We start from the raw sequence: 19497 nt of genomic DNA, 5'->3' as shown, positions 1-19497 counted from the left end.
TCTAAAAGTTATAAAAGAACTCTAAAAGGGCCTTTCGTGTAGACGAAAGGCTTTGTTGTTATTATTAAACGTCAATGTTTATTAAATAGAAATTTAAATTAACAGGAGGTATTCTTATGAATTTTCAAGAGATGATACTGGCTTTACAAAATTACTGGTCAAAACAAGGATGTATCATGATGCAACCTTATGATGTTGAGAAGGGTGCAGGTACTATGAATCCAAATACTCTTTTAAGATCATTAGGACCAGAACCTTGGAGCGTATGTTATGTGGAACCATCTAGAAGACCTGCAGATGGTAGATATGGAGAAAATCCAAATAGATTATATCAACATCATCAATTCCAAGTTATATTAAAACCATCTCCAGATAATATACAAGAATTATATTTAGGAAGCTTAGAAGCTATAGGAATAAATCCTTTAGAACACGATATAAGATTCGTTGAAGATAACTGGGAATCAACTACGGTCGGTGCTTGGGGACTTGGATGGGAAGTATGGCTAGACGGTATGGAAATAACTCAGTTTACATATTTCCAACAAGTTGGAGGTATAGAATGTGAGCTTGAGACTGGAGAAATTACATATGGTTTAGAGAGACTTGCTATGTACATACAAGAAGTTGATAGCGTATATGACTTAAAATGGAATGATAAAATAACATACGGAGATGTATTTAAGCAATCTGAATATGAAAACTCTGTGTATGCATTTGAAGAATGTGATGCAGATATGTTATTTAATTTATTTGATACATATGAAAAAGAAGCTTTAAAGCTTATAGAAAGAGGACTAGTAATACCTTCATATGATTATGTATTAAAATGCTCTCATACATTTAATACACTAGATGCAAGAGGAGCTATAGGAGTTAGCCAAAGAGCATCATTTATAGGAAGAGTTAGAAATATGGCTAGAGCAGTTTCTTCCTTATATGTTAAGCAAAGAGAAGAAATGGGATATCCTCTTTTAAAGGAAGGTGACAAATAATGAATAATTATCTTTTATTTGAAGTAGGTGTGGAAGAATTACCATCAAGATTTGTTAGTAGTACTTTAGAACAAATAAAAAACAATTTAACAAAATTATTTAATGAAAATAGAATAGTATTTGACAATATAGAAACTTATGGAACACCAAGAAGATTAACTTTTGTTGTAAAAGGTATAAGTGATAGACAAAGTAATTTAGAAGAAGAAGTTAAAGGACCTTCTAAGAAAATAGCAGTAGATGCAGATGGAAACTTTACTAAACCAGCTTTAGGATTTATAAAAAGTAAAGGTTTAAAAGAAGAAGATATATACTTTAAGCAAGTTGGAAAAGATGAGTACATATTTGGTACTATAAAACAAGAAGGTATAGAGACTAGTGAAGTTTTAAAAACTGTATTACCAGAAGCAGTTAAAGCGGTTACTTTCCCTAAAGCTATGCGTTGGGGTGGAAAAAATATGAGATTTGCTAGACCTATAAGATGGATGGTTACTTTATTAAATGATGAAGTACTAGAAATAAATTTAGAAGGTATAGTATCATCAAATGTTACAAAAGGGCATAGATTCCTAGGTGAAAAGGAGTTTGAAGTTAATTCATTAGAAGACTACCTTGCTAAATTAGAATCTAATTATGTAATTTTAGATCAAAATAAAAGAAAAGACTTAATAAAACAACAATGTATAGAAGTTGCAAACTCATTAGGGGGAGAAGTTGAGTTTGATGAAGATTTATTAGATGAAATAACTTATTTAGTAGAATATCCAACAGCATTCTATGGAGAATTTGATAAAGCTTATGCAAATCTTCCTAAAGAAGTTGTTACAACTCCTATGAAAGAGCATCAAAGATACTTCCCTGTAATTAAAGATGGTAAATTACTACCTAACTTTATAGCAGTTAGAAATGGTAATGATTATAAAATAGATGTTGTAAAAGCTGGAAATGAAAAAGTTTTAGTTGCTAGACTTGAAGATGCTTTATTCTTCTATAATGAAGATATTAAGAAGAACTTAGAGAGTTATATAGAAAAATTAAAAACTGTTGTGTTCCAAGCTAAACTAGGAACAGTATACGATAAAACATTAAGAATAGAAAAGTTAAGTTTAGATATATTAGATTCATTAAATTTAGGTGATATAAAAGAAGATACATCAAGAGCTGCTAAGTTATGTAAAGCAGATTTAGTTACGAATATGGTATTTGAATTCACTGAACTACAAGGTATAATGGGTAGAGAATATGCTAAAGTTGGTGGAGAAAATGAAGTTGTTAGCGAAGCTATATTCGAACATTATTTACCAAGATTTGCAGGAGATATACTTCCATCAACTAAAGCAGGTATGGCATTAGCTATAGCTGATAAATTAGATTCAATTGCAGGATTTTTTGCTATAGGAATTCAGCCAACAGGGTCTCAAGATCCATATGCATTAAGACGTCAAGCATTAGGTGTATTAAGCATATTAATGGATAAGAAACTAGATATAAATTTAAAAGATTTAATTAGCCATGCATTAAATAACTATAGTAGTTTAGAATTTGATAAAGATGAAGTTTGTGCTCAAATAATGGAATTCTTCAAAGAGAGAATTAAAAATTTATTTAGAGATTTAGGAATAAGATACGATGTAATAGAAGCAGTATTAAGTTCAGAAATAAATGATATATCAGATATGCATACAAGAGCTGTAGAACTTAATAATTGGTTGTCTACTGAAGGGTTAGTTGAAATGTTAACTGCATTTAATAGAGTTTCTACTTTAGCTCAGAAAGCTACTTCATCAGAATTAAATGAAAGTTTACTTAAAGAAGATGCTGAAATTAAGTTATACAATAGATTTAAAGAAATCAAAGTAAAAGTTAATGAATTATTAAAAGATAAAAAATATAGTGAAGCTTTAGATGCGTTTGCGTCATTAAGACCATTAGTTGATAATATGTTTGATAATGTTATGGTAATGGATAAGGATGAAGATATAAAAAATAATAGATTAGCTTTATTAAAGCAAATTTGTGACACAATGCTTAGCATATGTGATTTATCTAAGATAGTTTATAAATAATAAGAATAAATACACGTAGATAATAGATACTAAAATAAGGGGTGAAATCAAGGTGTATATGATAAAGCATAGCTTTATATATATATTAATAGATTTTATCCCTTATTTGAATTTAATTAAAAAGAAATTAAATTTAAATAAACTTAAATTTTGTATTTAAAAAATATATATTATAATGTTAAAATAAATTGAACAATAAATAAAGTTTATAGTATTTTAATAAATTTTTTATATGAATATGTTAAAAAATAGACGTATTAAAATTAATAATATACTATAAGATAATAAAAAACATTTACAGAATGTCATATATAGATATATAATATTATACTATATAATGGATTTCTGATTAAAAAGTGTATCACATTAAAGAGGAAGGTGATTATTATTCAACTTAATCAAAGACAGCTAAAAATAATCGACATTGTCAAAGCTAATGAACCAATAACTAGTGAAAGCATAGCTGCTAGCTTAAATGTGACACGTGCCACACTAAGATCAGACTTAGCAATATTAACTATGACAGGAATTTTAGATGCAAGACCTAAGGTAGGATACTTTTATTCTGGAGTTAGTGATTTAAATCTAGTTGGTAATAGCATAAAAGATAAAAAGGCAGAAGATATAATGAGTATGCCAGTAATAGTAAAACAAGATATAAGTATATATGAAGTAATAGTTAATATGTTTTTATCTGATGTAGGAAGTATATTCATAACAGATGATAATGAAAACCTATGTGGTGTAGTTTCTAGAAAGGATTTATTAAAAGCTACTATAGGAGGGTCTGATATAAACAGAATTCCTATAGGTATGATTATGACTAGAACTCCCAATGTAATAACTACTAGTAGAGATGAAGAAATTTTACTAATAGTTAGAAAGATTATAGAACATGAGGTAGATTCTTTACCAGTTGTAGAAACAAGTGAGGATGGGTTGAAGGTAAAAATAGTTGGAAGAATATCGAAAACGAATATAACAAAGCTATTTTTAGAGATGATAGACAATTAAGGAGGGGAGTATATGGAAAATTTGATCATATATGTGATATCAGATTCTGTGGGAGAAACAGCTCAACAAGTTGCAAAAGCTGCCTTATCTCAATTTTCAATAAATGACAATTATGAGATTAGAAGATTTCCTTATGTAGCAGATAAAAAATTTCTTATGGAAATACTAAATAGCGGAAAAAATGAAGAAGCTATAATCATATATACTTTAGTAGATGAGAACTTATCTAATTTAACTAGAGAATATTGTATGGAAGAGGGATTAAGCAATATAGACTTAATGTCTCCAATACTAAGTGAAATAGCAAAGAAAACTGAAAGAAAGCCAAAGAGAGAGCCTGGTATCATAAGAAAGCTAGATGAAAGTTACTTTAAAAGAGTAGAAGCTATAGAATTTGCAGTTAAGTATGATGATGGGAAAGATCCAAGAGGAGTTTTAAAATCAGATATAGTTTTAGTTGGTATATCAAGAACATCAAAAACACCTCTTAGTATGTATTTAGCCAATAAGAATATAAAGGTTGCTAATGTTCCATTAGTACCTGAAATACCATTACCTAAAGAGTTAAATGACATAAATCCTAAGAAAATAATAGGGCTTACGAATACACCTGAAAAATTAAATAAAATAAGACAAGAAAGATTAAAAGCATTAGGTTTATCAAGTAATGCAAATTATGCAAACCTTGAAAGAATATTGCAAGAACTAGATTACTCAGATACTGTAATGAAAAAGCTAGGATGTCCTGTTATAGATGTTTCTAATAAAGCAATAGAAGAAACTGCAGGCATAATTATAGACTTAATGAAAGAAAATGGAATAAACACATTTAAAATTAAAGATAAATAATTAATTTCACCTTAAAATTAAAAAAATATGTCTAGTTGTATAAATTAAACTTAACATAAATTAGTTATTACAATGCTCCTTTATAATTATGTAAAAGAAACTTATTAAGTATACTTTGCATATAAATAATAAAGGAGTATTTTTAAGTTAATTTTATGGAGGGATATAATATGGTCAAGTGTCCAAGATGTGGGAAAGAAGTTTCATCAAGACCTGGTACAATTTGCCCTAGATGTGGATTAAAAGTTTCGGAAGTTAATGAAAAAATAAGATGTCCAGAGCCTAATTGCAGAGCTTTAGTTTCTAAAAAATTAGAATATTGCCCTAAATGTGGATGTAAGTTAAGAGGGTATAAATTAAATGAACTGATGAGATTAGCAAGAAATAAAATAGATGAAGTATTTTATGATGATAAATAAGGTTAGTTGGTGTAATCACCAGCTAACCTTATTTATTTAGAAGAATTATCTACTTCCATAGTCCATCCCCAATAACCATTTTCTTTTTTTGTATATTTTAGCAATGCATCAAATTTAGTACCTTTTTTGATGTTAAAGATTTAACTTTAGCTTGACCATTTTTTAATATGCTTTTAACCATAGATTTATTTGGTTTTTTATTATAGTATTCTAAATATTTGTCATTTTTCCAAATTCCGAATTTACAGTTACTATAGTTAGTGCATAAATATCCTTTTTCAAATTCAACCACATCATTTTGACATATTGGACATTTTCCTAAAGAGTCATTTTTTTCAGACTTTACAGTTTTAGTAGTGGATTTTGATTTCGTAGAGTTTTTTATTGTAGCAGAAGACTCTTTAATATATTTTTTTGTCTTAGGGTTGTAAGTATAATTTTCAGTATTTATACTTTTATTGCTATCTCTTTTTATTAAATTAACATTTTGATAAATAAAGTTCATAATATTAGTTAGATATTCTTTTCTAGTAAATTGTCCTTTTTGAATATCACTTAAACTTTTCTCTAATTTACCAGTATAGTCTACATCAAATAGATCTGTTACAGGAAAAATTTCAACTAGATTTTTACCTAAATCAGTTATAGAGTATGACTTACCTTTCTTTTTCACATAACCAACTTGACCTATTTTTTTCAAAACATCTGCACGTGTTGCAGAAGTTCCTATTGAGTACCCTGATAAAACTGTCGTATCATCATCTGATACATTTTTACCGCAGTTTTTCATAGCTTTAAGTAAAGTATCTTCAGTATACGGTTTAGGTGGAGTAGTTTGTTTAGTTAAGGTTTTTATATCTAATACATCAACAATTTCAGATTTATTAACCATAGGAAGTAAGTCATCTTTTTCTTCTTTATTATATACTTCTAAGTATCCCTTAACTTTTAAGACTTTTCCTTTGGTTAAGAATACATGTTTATCAACTTCAGTTTTTATTTCTGTATTTTCATATTCAGCAGGGGGCATAAAGTTTGCTATGAATCTATCTTTTATAGCATCATAGACAATTTTTTCATCAGGTGTAAGGTTTGTAGGTATTATATAAGTAGGAATTATAGCACTATGGCTATCAACCTTTGAAGAGTCAAATATTCTTTTACTTTTTGTAAAAGATATTTTATTTTCATAAGGAAGACCGACTTTTAATTTATCTAGTGTCTGAGAAACTTTAGGGACTAAACTTTCTTCTAAATAAATAGAATCAGTTCTAGGATAAGTTATATATCCACCTTTACCTTTTCCCTCATAAAGAGACTGACATACGCTTAAAACCTTGTCTGAAGTAAAATTTGAATACTTTGAAGTTATAAAACCTTGTAAAGAAGTTAAACTAAATAGTTTTGGAGCATATTCTTTAGAAGTTGTTACTTTCTTATTAGTTATTTGTCCATTACTAGAAGTAATAGTATTTATAATTTTATTAGCATCATCAATAGTATCAAATTTACTTTCTTTGCCTTTTATATATTTTCCTTTATACTCCCCATTTGAACTTTTAAAATTTCCTTCAATTTCAAAATAATTTTTAGGAATAAAGTTTGAAATCTCCATATCTCTATCATAAACTAATTTAACAGTAGGAAGTATTACACGACCTATATTAAGTAATTTACCATTTCCATATTTTAATGTAGCAACAGAAGTAAAATTAATTCCTATTAACCAGTCAGTGAGAAGTCTAGTATATCCAGCTGCTTGTAAATTTAACATATCAGAATTATCTTTTAAATTATTAAGTCCTCGAGTTATATCTTCGGGAGTCCATTCATTTACAAGTATTCTTTTTACAGGTTTTTTATTTTTTGCCAATAAAAATATTAAAAATGATATAAGTTCTCCTTCTCGTATACTTACTTATACATGTGTGCAATATTATAAAAGAGAGGCAATTACTTGAAAAACCTAGGATACATATATAGTTTATAAAATAATATAAATTGCACAAAGCTATTATATAAAAAAGATACAACATTAATAACAAAGTAGTCAACCTATAATAATACTCAACTATTTTTTGCACACGTAGTTATTAAAAAATAACATTACTTCTCAATATATAAGTAAGAATGTTATAATAAATAATAGCTAAAAATTGTAATTTAGGAGGGGAAAATTACTTGGATAAGAAAAAAATGAGTGAAAGAAGTATAATAACTCAGTACATAATACCTGCAATTGAAAAATCAGGTTGGGATAAAAAACAAATATCAGAAGAAGTAACTTTTACAGATGGAAAAATAATAGTAAGAAAAAAGCTAGTAAGTAGAGGAAGTAAAAAAAGGGCAGATATAATACTTTCATATAAATCAAATTCAACAAATATACCACTTGCAATAATAGAAGCAAAAGATAATAAACACTCTGTAAGGGCAGGGATGCAACAAGCAATAGATTATGGAAATATACTAGATGTGCCATTTGTTTATTCATCAAATGGAGATGGATTTATAGAGCATGATAGAACTAAAAAAGATGGAATAATAGAAAGAGAATTAACTTTAGGGGAATTTCCAACACAAGAAGAACTTTGGAATAGATATAAAGAATACAAAGGAATAACTGAAGAAGAGGAAAAGGTAATAACACATTCTTATCATTACGATAAAAATAGTTTTTCGCCTAGATACTATCAAAGAATAGCAATAAATAGAACAGTAGAAGCTGTTGCTAAAGGACAAGATAGGATATTACTTGTAATGGCTACAGGAACAGGAAAGACTTACACAGCATTTCAAATAGTGTATAGATTATTTAAATCAAAAGCTAAGAAAAGAGTACTATACCTAGCAGATAGAAATATCTTAGTTGAACAAACTATAGGAGGGGACTTTAAACCTCTAAAAAATAGTGATAACATACATTGGATTAGAAATAGAAAAGTAGACAAATCAAGAGAAATTCAATTTGCATTATACCAAAGTCTAACAGGAGACACAGAAGAGAAAAAGGTTTATAAAGAGTATAGCCCAGACTATTTTGACTTAATAATAGTAGATGAGTGTCATAGAGGAAGTGCAAAAGATGATTCAGCTTGGAGAGAAATACTAGATTACTTTAGTTCTGCGACACAAATAGGTCTAACAGCAACACCAAAAGAAACTAAAGATGTATCTAATATGGATTACTTTGGAGAAGCAATATTTACTTATTCTTTAAAACAAGGAATAGAAGACGGATTCTTAGCTCCATACAAAGTAGTGAGAGTAGGAATAGATAGAGATTTAGAGGGATACAGACCTGAAAAATACAAAAGAGATAAATATGGAAATGAACTAGAAGATAGAGTATACAATAAAAAAGACTATGATAGAAACTTAGTACTCGAACAAAGAACTAAATTGGTAGCAAAATATGTATCAGACTATCTTAAAGCTAATGATAAAAGAATGGCTAAAACAATATTCTTCTGCACAGATATAGACCACGCAGAAAGAATGGCAGAAGCTCTTAGAAATGAAAATAGTGATTTATATACAGAAAATAATAAATATGTAATACAAATAACAGGAGATAATGAATTAGGAAAATCAGAGCTATACAACTTTACAACTCCTAAAGAAAAATACCCTACACTTGTTACAACATCAAAACTACTTACAACAGGAGTAGACTGTAAGACTTGTGAATTTATAGTAATAGACAGCGAAATATCATCAATGATAGAATTTAAGCAAATACTAGGTCGTGGAACTAGAATAAGAGAAGATTATAATAAACTATACTTCACATTAATAGATTTTAGAGATGTATCAAGATTATTTGCAGATAAAGAATTTGACGGAGACCCAGTTAAAATTAAAGATGTAAACTCAATGGAAGATATACCTTTAGAGAGCGATGAAGAAATAGATATAGAAGGTTTAGATATTACAGAAGAAGATTTAAATGCAGATTGTGTAAATGAAAATGAAGCATATAATACAAACTCTAATTTTAACGATGATATATTTAATGGAACAGATGAAAATAAAGTTAAAAAATATTATCTACCAGATGTAGAAGTGAAAGTATTAAACTCAAGGGTTCAATATTATGGTCCAGATGGTAAGCTAATAACAGAATCATTAAAAGATTATACTAAAAAGAATATGAAAAAAGAATTCACAAACTTAGATGAGTTTTTAAGTAAGTGGACAGAAGAAACTAAAAGAGAAGAAATAGAAGCTCATTTACTTGAAAAAGGTATATTCTTAGAAGAATTAGAAGATGAAATTGGAAGAGATATGGATGTATTTGATTTAATATGCCATATAGCATTTGATATGCCACCATTAACAAGAAAAGAAAGAGCAAATAACGTTAAAAAGAGAAATTACTTTGGTAAATATTCAGAAGTAGCACAAGGAGTAATAAATAAACTTCTTGAAAAATATGAAAATGAAGGTATTAATAATATTGATGATGTAAAAATATTAAAATTGCCAGAGTTTAAAGAGTTTGGCTCACAACTTGAAATAGTTAAAAAAGGATTTGGTGGTAAGAAAAACTATGAAATGGCAATAAAAGAATTGGTACATGAACTATATACAATAAGCTAGAAGGAGAAATAGACAATGTCAGTAAGTAACGTAATAAAGTCTGTACAAGATATAATGAGACAAGATGCAGGTGTTGATGGAGATGCACAAAGGATATCGCAACTTGTGTGGATGATATTCTTAAAAGTATTTGATGCAAAAGAAGAAGAATGGGAATTAGAAGATGATTATAAAGCAGTAATTCCTGAAGAATTAAAATGGAGAAACTGGGCAAGTGATGATGAAGGAATAACAGGTGATGAGCTATTAGATTTTATAAATAATAAGTTATTTAAAGAATTAAAAGAAATGGAACTTGGAGCAGATTCAGACGCTAAAGCTTTCTTAGTTAAGGCTGTATTTGAAGATTCATATAACTATATGAAATCAGGAGCATTAATAAGACAGGTTGTAAACAAATTAAATGAGATAGATTTTACAGCAAGTGAAGATAGACATTTATTCAATGATATATATGAAAATATATTAAAAGACCTTCAAAGTGCTGGAAACTCTGGAGAATTCTATACTCCAAGACCTGTAACTCAATTCATTATAGATATTTTAGAACCAAAACTTGGAGAAAAAGTGGCGGACTTTGCTTGTGGTACAGGAGGATTCTTGACTTGTGCTATAGAGCACCTAAAGAAGCAACAAAAAAATGTTGATGATATAAAAGTATTAGGAGAAACAATAATAGGTGTTGAGAAAAAGCCACTGCCACACTTATTAGCAACAACTAATCTTATACTTCATGATATAGATGTACCTAATATAGCTCATGATAATTCACTTACGAAAGATATTAGAGATTTAAAAGAAAGTGATTATGTAGATGTTATAGCTATGAATCCACCATTTGGAGGCGTAGAGGAAGATAGTGTACTTATTAACTTCCCAAATAACTTCCAAACTAAAGAAACAGCAGACTTATTTATGACACTTATGATGTATAGATTAAGTGACAAAGGTAGAGCAGGTGTAGTACTTCCTGATGGATTCTTGTTTGGGGAAGGTGTTAAAACTAAAATAAAAGAAAAGCTACTTAGTGAATTTAACCTTCATACAATAGTTAGAATGCCGAATGGTGTATTTGCTCCTTATACTGGTATAAATACTAACTTATTATTCTTTGAAAAAGGAGAACCTACAAAAGAAGTTTGGTTCTTTGAACATCCATTACCACAGGGATATAAGAACTACACTAAGACTAAGCCTATTAAACTAGAGGAATTTGATTTAGAAAAGAAGTGGTGGAATAATAGAGAAGAAAATGAATATGCTTGGAAGATTAGTGTAGAGGAGATAAAAAATAGAAATTATAACTTAGATTTTAAGAATCCTAATAAGGAAGAAGAAGATTTAGGAGACCCTAAAATGTTGCTGGAGAAGTATCATGAAGCTAAGATTGAAGTAGAGAAATTACAAGATGCTTTAATAGAAGAATTAAGAAAGATATTAGAGGTGTAATATGTTACTTAATGAGTTTAGTGTGATATTTGACAGACCAGAGAAGGTTAAAAAGCTTAGAGAATATATTTTAAGTTTAGCTGTTAGAGGTAAGATTTTACAGCAAGATGAAAATGATGAGCCTGTAAGTGTGTTACTTGAAAAGGTTAGAGAAGAGAAGAATAGATTAGTTAAGGAAAAGAAAATAAAGAAGGAAAAACCACTTCCAGAGATTAGTGAGTGTGAACTTCCTTATGAGTTGCCAAAAGGTTGGGAGTGGGTAAGATTAATGGACATAGTAGCACTAAATGATAACTCAGTAAGAAGAGGACCATTTGGAAGTGCTATAAAAAAAGATATGTTTGTTCCAAAAGGAGAGAATACTTGTAAGATTTATGAACAAAAGAATGCTATAAAAAAAGACTGGAAACTTGGAGAATACTATATTAGTAATGAGAAGTATGAAGAGTTGAAAAGATTTGAGGTTGTAGAAGGCGATATAATAATAAGTTGTGCAGGAACTATAGGAGAAACATATATATTACCTAAAGGTATTGAAAAAGGTATTATAAATCAAGCATTGCTTAAGATTCGATTAAATGAAGAAGTTATAGATAATACATATTTTATAAATATGTTTAAGTCATTAACTCAAAGAGAAATAAATGAATCTGCAAAAGGTTCAGCAATGAAGAATTTAGTATCTATAGATTATCTTAAAAGTAACGTGCTATTTCCGTTGCCATCATTAAATGAGCAAAAGAGAATAGTGGAAAAAGTAGACTATTTAATGGCGTTTTGTGATAACTTAGAAGCTCAGTTAGAAGAAAAGGTCAAGTATGGCTCTTTAAGTGCTAAATCTGTTTTAAATGGTGTAAGCAATTGTAGTTTTTATGAGGAGTTAGAGGAAGCTTTAAGATTTATTATAGATAATTTTAAGGATTTAACTTTGGCTGATGGTGCTGTTGGTGAGCTTAAGAATGCTATTTTAAGCTTGGCTGTTAAGGGAAAGCTAGTGCCACAAGATGAGAGTGATGAGCCTGCAAGTGCGTTACTTGAGAGGATTAGAGAAGAGAAAGATAGGCTTGTTAAGGATAAGAAGATTAAGAAGGAAAAGCCACTTCCAGAGATTAGTGAAGATGAAATTCCTTATGAGTTGCCTAAAGATTGGGAATGGATAAGAATGAGAGAACTAGCACAGAATATTCATTATGGCTATACTGCATCTGCTAAAATTGACAATACAGGTGTTAAATTTGTTAGAATAACTGATATACAAAATAATATGGTTAATTGGGGAACTGTTCCATATTGTGATATAGATGAAAAAAAGTTAGAATCTTGTAAGCTAGAAAATAATGATATACTTATAGCTAGAACAGGGGGAACAATAGGAAAGTCATTTATTGTTGAGAATGTTGAGTATAGTGCAGTTTTTGCATCATACTTAATAAGAGTAATACCTTTAAAATCTATAAACCCTAGATACCTAAAGTTATTCTTAGAAACTCCTTTATATTGGAGACAATTAATTAGTAAATCTCAAGGAACAGGTCAACCAAATGTAAATGCAGTTTCTTTAAGCGAATTGGTTATGCCATTGCCATCAATAAATGAACAAGAAAGAATTATTGATAGAGTTGAAAAATTAATGAAAGTTTGTGATGAACTGGAGTTAAGAATAGAAAAAAGTAAGAAATATAGTGAAAAATTAATGGAGTGCATATTAAAAAATAGTTTTAAAGCATAGGTTAGTTCCTATGCTTTTTTTAGTATTGAAAAATATGGTATAATATTAGGTATGAATTAGAAATTAAGGGGATGAAAATATGGATATATCGAATATATTAGAAGCTATAATAGCTGGTGTAGTAGTTGCTATTATAGTTTCAGGAATTGGTATAGGAGTTACAAAAAGTATAGTACGAAACAAGCAAAAAGGAAGAAATAATATAAATATACAAAATTCTAATATAGGGGATAAAAAGTAAATATGGGTTTTATAAAAAATGCATTAAGTAGTAAAAAAGCAAAGAATAAACAAAAAGGAAAAATCAATACTAATATACAAAACTCAGAAATAAATATAGATTTAAGTCACAGACATGTACTAAACTTAGCTAGAAAAGGTCAAGTTGGAGAAGTTATAAATGAATTAGATATATTAACCCGTTCAGTTGAAAATCAGCATCCATGTGCACCATATTGGAAATATGATATATCACTTAATCGAAATGAAGGAATCAAAATAGGTCATATCCCAACATCTAAAGAAGCATTTGAAAAATATCCGCCGAGAGGGAATGTGAGATTTAAATTACCAGAGGAATATAAGTGGGCAAAAAATATGAGTGATTTGGTCAATTATGGATATGAAAAGCAAATGCCGATAACATTAGATGTAGAAGAGTTAAAACTATGGATAGGGGAGCACTTGGTAGAAACTATGAAAAGTGATGAACATAGTAAGTGTACCTTAGAAATACTTAATAGAGAGTTCCCTCCAGCTATTCCTGTAAAAATAGAATTTGGAGACAATATATTTTCTATTGATTATTTAGAAATAGGAATAACTGAAATTAATGGTAGCAAAATAACACTAAGTAATGAAAAAGAAGAATCTTCTAGAGTAGTTATAAAATTTATTATAGACTTAGAAAAAAATGATGAATGTAGATTTTTTATAGATACAAATAAAGGATATGAATTAAATGTAGAAGCCAATTTGTTAGTTAGTGAATTTTTAGAAAAATGTAACCAAAATTTAGATATGAAAATTATTTATCTTAAAGAAGGAAAGGTGATTATTAGTTTTAATAATCCTAATATAGAAGATAATAAAGTTGACTTAGAAAAAAGAAGCAAATTATTGAAAGATTTGCATAGATTAGAGAAACATTATGATATAGAATTTACTTTACCTAAAGATAATATATTAGAAGAAGATTTAGAAAATATAGCTATACTATTATGTGCAATGGAAAATAAATCTTACGATATAAACTATGGTAGTGTTACGCTTACACTTGAAGTAAATAAGGATAGTAATCAGTATGATATGATTAAAAATATGGAAAAGTCTATGTTAAGAGTTGATTTAAATGATAAGAGTATTAATTTATTTAACCAAAGTATAAATTTTACAGAAGCTTATAGAGAATTTTACAATGTTAAAATGAAGGATAAAGAGCGAGTACTAGAAAAGCTAGAAGTACTTGATAATAAAGATATAATTAAACTAGAGCTTATTGCAGATGGAGATGATATTTGTAAAATTATTTACAAGTAGGAATAGGTTAAAGTTAATATAGCAAATATTTCTATATATTCATCCGATGTTTTTTTATTTACTCAACTTCGAATTTAGTTTATCAACATAATAATATTATTGAGGGATAGTATATAATTTATATTAGAATCTTATTTCATCAAAGGATAAAATATACTAAAGTGGTTAATATATATTATAGTTAAATACGAGTATATATAAAGGAGATAAATAAGATGTTTAAAGATGAACTAGATTCTAATTCATATGAACTTTATGAAAAAATAAATAAAAGACTAAATGAACTACAAGGGGAGGTTTTTGACCTAAGAAATGTAGCTACTCAACTAGCTATATCTTCTGGATGGACAGATACTCAAATTCAAAATGTAATAGGTGCTAGTATGTACGATATAGAAGGGTTTAGAAGCTAAAATAGGAGCATATGCTCTTATTTTTTTACGCATAAATAAAATAGTAAGATTATATTGGTTTGTAAAATTATGGTATAATATACTGAATAATATATGGGAGGTAGAAGATGAGTATTATAGTAAGAGATTGGACAGAATTTTCGGATGAGGTTGAATTATATAAAAGAAGCTTCGATGGAAATCCTAAAGTATTATTTAATGAAATTAACAGTAAGGAAGATATAAATTCTAAAGATTATCCAGTAAGATATAAAATTAAAATTGCGGATGAAATTTTTGATAAGGGAGGACGACTTACTCAAGAAGATATTGAAGGTATAAAGTCAAATTTATATGAGTTTGGGGTAGCAATAGTTAAAGCGATTGATGGAGATAACTATAAACGTTTTGGTATGAGAGAAGAAGATATAGATGCATTAATTAAGATGTTTAGAGAATATGCTGAAGAAACTAAAACAAGAGAAATGAGAATGTTTTGTCAAGATTAATTAAACTTATAATAATATTTTATTAATATAATACAATACATATAAAAGAGGTGTTTATTTATGGCAGGAGTTAATCTAGCTAGTTTTAAAGTATTAAGAAAAAAATACACTGAAGCAACTAAAAATTATGATGATTTAAGAACAAATAGCTTCCATCAAGAAGGATATTTAATAGGTGATAGTGTAATATTATGGGATGCTATGTGGGGTTATAGCAATCTATATGATGACTTAGAAACATTGGAAATAGAAATCAAACAACAACTAAGGGCTTGTAGTGATTTGAAAAATAGAAATGAGTATGAAGATATGGTATCTGAGATTGAATATATAAAATCTAATTGTATTTCAGATTATAAAGAAATAAAAAGTGCGTTAGGAGAATTTGGGGATAGTGAATTGATACGTATGGAAGAGTTTAGAATAGATAGATTATAGTATAAATTGAATTGAATTTTGTTAATTAAGGAGTCTTATATAGGCTTCTTTTTTATTAAATAAATATTAAAACATACATGTAGCATATGGTAAAATGATGTTATAATAAGTAGTTATAAAATAGATACTAATAAGGGAGGGTTTATATGGAAAATTTAGACTGGGGAGCTATTAGTGGAATATCTAGCATTGTGTTTGGAGTAATAGCTACGATAGGAGTAATTGCTACAGTAATTCAAGTATTCAAAAAAGATAAGGATACTAATAATAATAGTGTAAATCAAAATATTAAAGGATTATTTTTCTTTGGTAATGATATTAGCCAATATACTAATAAAAGTAAAGAGGACAATAGATAATGGAAGTTATGCAAAAGTTTGCTTCTCTTATAGGGATAAAGAATGAAATTAAGCAGTATGTGAATAGTTATGAAAATAAAGAACTAATAAATCATCTGTTAGGAGAAGAATTCAAAAAAATAGAAGAAATAATTGCTAAAGGCAATTTAGATGATGCAAGAACTCAAATAGATATTATATTATGTAAAAAAGAAGTTCTACCAGAGGAACTCGAATTAAGACTTAAATTTTTAAAAGGTAGTATAGAATTAGAATTAGAGAATTATTATGCTGTTGAATCTATTATAGAATCACTAGGAGAAAAAGAACTTGGAAGTGAATACTCATTAGAGCTTAAATATAAGTATTCTTTGTATACTAACAATGAAAATTTAATGGAAGAATATATTAAATCATTAGAAGAAAAAAAAGAAAGTGTTGTTAATATTGTTACAAAAAAAGTGATGTTTTATACTTGTAATAGTAATTTAAAAAAAACATTAGAATTATTAGATTATATAAATAGTAACGAAATAAAAGATAAGAATATTTATTATTATATAGCTGTATCATATCTGAATTTAAGAGATTATTTAAATGCTAAAAAGTTTGCTCAAAAATCCATTGATGAAGGAATAGGGGAAATAGGTAAGTATGTATATATTTTATCAGATGTAAATCCTATACTACAAAGAAGAGGTATAGCTGTAACTATTTCTGAAAATGAAAAAAACATTCTTGATTTTAAAGCTAAAGAGCTAATTTCAATTGTAGAAAAAGTACCTAACGAACTTTACATAGAAATAAACTTAGTAATAATTAATATATATTTAATTATAGATATTGAGAAAGCTAAGCAGTTTTTTGATGAAAAAGATGAGTTAATAATTAATTCGTTAGAAGGTAAATTGGCAAAAGCTAGAATAGAAGAGATTTGTGGAGACTATGAGAAAGCAACAAAAATATATTTAGACATACTAGAAATACAATTTTCAGAAGAAGTACTGATTAATACGATGGCATGTATGAGTATAACATCAGATTATAATCTATATATTAATTTATTTGAAAAGTATAGAGATAAAATATTAGACGATGAGTTTATATTGCATGAATTTTATTTAAAAAGTATAAAAAACATTTATAATACTGATAAAATGATAGATGAAATACAAAAGATAAAAGATAAATATAGTGATAATGTAAGATTTAACATGTTTATGGTGAATAATTGTGATAATGAACCTGATAAATATACACAATTAATAAAAATAGAAAATATGATTCATGTCTCAAATGAATTTGATATAGATGAATTAGCAAATTCTTTTTGGAAGATTAGTAAATTTGATGATGCAATGAGGGTTATAAAGCCATTATTAAAGTATAAAGATGTACTAGCTACTGTAATTAGAAAGGTAGTATCTTCAAATAAGAAAGAGTACTATATGGACTTAATAAAAGAAGTTGATAAGCATAATGACATTTCATTGATGAAATATAAAATAGAGATGTTATATTTTTTAAATGAAAAAGAAGAGGCAAAGAGAGTAGCACAATACATATATGAAGCTGAATTGAGCCAACAATCTCTTTGTAGACTAATAGATTTGAAACTAGAGCTGAATGATTCATTGGGAATAGAAAAATTATTAAATAAGCTAATTCCGTCTAGTAACCCTATGGACTATATGAGGGTGGCATGTGGATATGCTATATTAGGAGATTTAGAAAAGTGCAATTCCTATAGTTATGAAGCTATATTTATGACAAATGGAATTGTTGACAAAAGAATATACGGTTGCTATGTAAGAATGCGTCTTAGCTTAGCATGTTTAAAAAAAGAAGAGCAGAAATCAATAGATAAAGTAAAAGAAGAAACTGTTGTAGTATTAAAAAATGAGAGTAAAACAATAAATATATGTTTAAATGCAGAAGAGAAATATCAGATAAATAAAGAAATTTTTAGATGTTTACATATAGATAGGAACAACCCACTATGGATAGAGCTAATAGAACAACGTGTAGGTGATATTATTGATTATAATGGAGAAGAGTTTATTATTGAATCAATTAATGATAAAAATGTAATTATAAGTCAATACTGTTTTAGTAAATTAGATACTATATCAGATGATTTACCTATAAAAGCGTTAACTATAGATGAGCTACCAGAAGTTATGAAAAATATTAGCGAGAGTAGTGAAAAGTCATATGAAACAAAATTTGAAATGTATGATTTTAAACATAATAAAATGGGTCTACCTTTTAGTAAAGTATTTTATAGTAATGATTTAAAGTTATCAATAGAGCTATTAAATATTATATTACTAAATAAAAAATATTCTTTTTATATAGGAGCACCAAAAACTAGTAATACATCAGAGAAATTTGTATTAAGCTATCAAACATTATTACTATTAGAACATTATAATATGCTAGAACTATTAAAAGTGGAGCCTCAAAAATATTATGTTTCAAAAAGTTTAAAAAATGCAATATCGAATAGTATTATTGATACCAAAAGAAATATTAAACAATTAAAAATTGGATATAGTTTAGAAGTTGGTAATTTGTACAAGGATGAAATAGACTACTCAGGGGTATTGAAAAAGCTAAAAAATATATTTGCAATACTTCAGCATATTAATGTTAAAGAAGTAAATTATGAAATAAGAGATAATCTTATTAATATAAGTAGAAATTTTATATCAGATATAGATATTGATAGTATATATTTAGCAGTAGACTTAGATGCTACAATTATATTAGATGACTTATTTACTCAAAAACTAATAAATAGTAATGAACAGATAAAGCATATTAATTATATTAATATATATTATTTTTTAAATATTTTATCTAAAGTAGATTTGGGTGAATATTATGATACAGTGAAACTTATGCTATCGAATAATATAAAATATATTTTAGATAAAGATGGATTTAAAAATATTATACAGGGCTATAAAGAAAAAGGGTATAATATTCAATGGTTTGAGGAGTTTATCAGGGTTATGGATATAGAAGATGAATACTATAGGGAAATAATATTGAATGCATGCAGAGAGCTATATAGTTTAAATTATTTTAATAAATATATAAATGAGTTATTAATAATTATTAAAGTATTAAAACTAGCATAATTAAAATCATCA

15 protein-coding genes and 1 pseudogene are annotated in these 19497 nt (G+C 27.5%); 15 read left to right on the top strand and 1 reads right to left on the bottom strand.

The features are described from left to right. The first annotated feature begins 116 nt into the window (after positions 1 to 116). The 5 genes from glyQ (at position 117) to I2A66_RS11000 (ending at position 5343) form a co-directional block, all read left to right on the top strand. Complete coding sequence (glyQ, locus tag I2A66_RS11020) at positions 117 to 995, top strand: glycine--tRNA ligase subunit alpha (RefSeq protein ID WP_122641254.1); 879 nt, start codon at positions 117 to 119, stop codon at positions 993 to 995. Then, the gene (gene glyS / locus I2A66_RS11015; RefSeq protein WP_122641255.1) at positions 995 to 3061 is read left to right on the top strand and encodes a glycine--tRNA ligase subunit beta; all 2067 of its coding nucleotides are present in this window, start codon (positions 995 to 997) and stop codon (positions 3059 to 3061) included. Before glyQ ends, glyS begins: the two co-directional genes overlap by 1 nt. Before the next feature lie 378 nt (positions 3062 to 3439). Then, complete coding sequence (locus I2A66_RS11010) at positions 3440 to 4075, top strand: helix-turn-helix transcriptional regulator (protein WP_122641256.1); 636 nt, start codon at positions 3440 to 3442, stop codon at positions 4073 to 4075. A 12-nt stretch (positions 4076 to 4087) separates the two neighbouring features. Then, a complete protein-coding gene (locus tag I2A66_RS11005) occupies positions 4088 to 4924 on the top strand; it encodes a pyruvate, water dikinase regulatory protein (RefSeq protein WP_122641257.1) in 837 nt (278 codons plus the stop codon). A gap of 170 nt (positions 4925 to 5094) precedes the next feature. Then, positions 5095 to 5343 carry a double zinc ribbon domain-containing protein gene (locus I2A66_RS11000; RefSeq protein ID WP_122641258.1) on the top strand — a complete coding sequence of 83 codons (249 nt, stop codon included), beginning with the start codon at positions 5095 to 5097 and terminating at the stop codon, positions 5341 to 5343. 32 nt (positions 5344 to 5375) lie between these two features. Here I2A66_RS11000 and I2A66_RS10995 read toward each other — a convergent pair. Then, positions 5376 to 7252 (bottom strand): annotated as a pseudogene (locus I2A66_RS10995) (DNA topoisomerase); the annotation flags it as partial. Positions 7253 to 7524: 272 nt separating this feature from the next. Between I2A66_RS10995 and hsdR the strand changes: the two are divergent. The 10 genes from hsdR (at position 7525) to I2A66_RS10945 (ending at position 19485) form a co-directional block, all read left to right on the top strand. Further along, positions 7525 to 9945 carry an EcoAI/FtnUII family type I restriction enzme subunit R gene (gene hsdR / locus I2A66_RS10990; RefSeq protein ID WP_195251667.1) on the top strand — a complete coding sequence of 807 codons (2421 nt, stop codon included), beginning with the start codon at positions 7525 to 7527 and terminating at the stop codon, positions 9943 to 9945. A gap of 15 nt (positions 9946 to 9960) precedes the next feature. Beyond that, on the top strand, positions 9961 to 11394 hold the full coding sequence (locus I2A66_RS10985; protein WP_195251666.1) for a type I restriction-modification system subunit M: 1434 nt from the start codon (positions 9961 to 9963) through the stop codon (positions 11392 to 11394). A 1-nt stretch (position 11395) separates the two neighbouring features. Continuing rightward, positions 11396 to 13123 carry a restriction endonuclease subunit S gene (locus I2A66_RS17240; RefSeq protein WP_195251665.1) on the top strand — a complete coding sequence of 576 codons (1728 nt, stop codon included), beginning with the start codon at positions 11396 to 11398 and terminating at the stop codon, positions 13121 to 13123. Between the two features lie 79 nt (positions 13124 to 13202). Next, a complete protein-coding gene (locus I2A66_RS10975; RefSeq protein WP_195251657.1) occupies positions 13203 to 13364 on the top strand; it encodes a hypothetical protein in 162 nt (53 codons plus the stop codon). Positions 13365 to 13366: 2 nt separating this feature from the next. After that, on the top strand, positions 13367 to 14662 hold the full coding sequence (locus tag I2A66_RS10970; RefSeq protein ID WP_195251655.1) for a hypothetical protein: 1296 nt from the start codon (positions 13367 to 13369) through the stop codon (positions 14660 to 14662). A 215-nt stretch (positions 14663 to 14877) separates the two neighbouring features. Continuing rightward, positions 14878 to 15075 (top strand): hypothetical protein, encoded by a 198-nt coding sequence (locus I2A66_RS10965; RefSeq protein WP_195251653.1) that lies wholly within the window; start codon positions 14878 to 14880, stop codon positions 15073 to 15075. 107 nt (positions 15076 to 15182) lie between these two features. Next, positions 15183 to 15563 (top strand): hypothetical protein, encoded by a 381-nt coding sequence (locus I2A66_RS10960; RefSeq protein WP_195251651.1) that lies wholly within the window; start codon positions 15183 to 15185, stop codon positions 15561 to 15563. Between the two features lie 60 nt (positions 15564 to 15623). Next, positions 15624 to 16001 carry a hypothetical protein gene (locus tag I2A66_RS10955; protein WP_195251649.1) on the top strand — a complete coding sequence of 126 codons (378 nt, stop codon included), beginning with the start codon at positions 15624 to 15626 and terminating at the stop codon, positions 15999 to 16001. A 146-nt stretch (positions 16002 to 16147) separates the two neighbouring features. Next, positions 16148 to 16360 carry a hypothetical protein gene (locus I2A66_RS10950; RefSeq protein ID WP_195251647.1) on the top strand — a complete coding sequence of 71 codons (213 nt, stop codon included), beginning with the start codon at positions 16148 to 16150 and terminating at the stop codon, positions 16358 to 16360. Next, on the top strand, positions 16360 to 19485 hold the full coding sequence (locus I2A66_RS10945) for a hypothetical protein (RefSeq protein ID WP_195251645.1): 3126 nt from the start codon (positions 16360 to 16362) through the stop codon (positions 19483 to 19485). Before I2A66_RS10950 ends, I2A66_RS10945 begins: the two co-directional genes overlap by 1 nt. The last annotated feature ends 12 nt before the right edge of the window (positions 19486 to 19497 follow it).

The organism is Romboutsia sp. 1001713B170207_170306_H8 (assembly GCF_015550495.1).
Classification (GTDB): Bacteria; Bacillota; Clostridia; order Peptostreptococcales; family Peptostreptococcaceae; genus Romboutsia_E.
The sequence above is the reverse complement of the archived record's forward strand: the minus strand, read 5'-3'. Positions and strand labels throughout refer to the sequence as shown.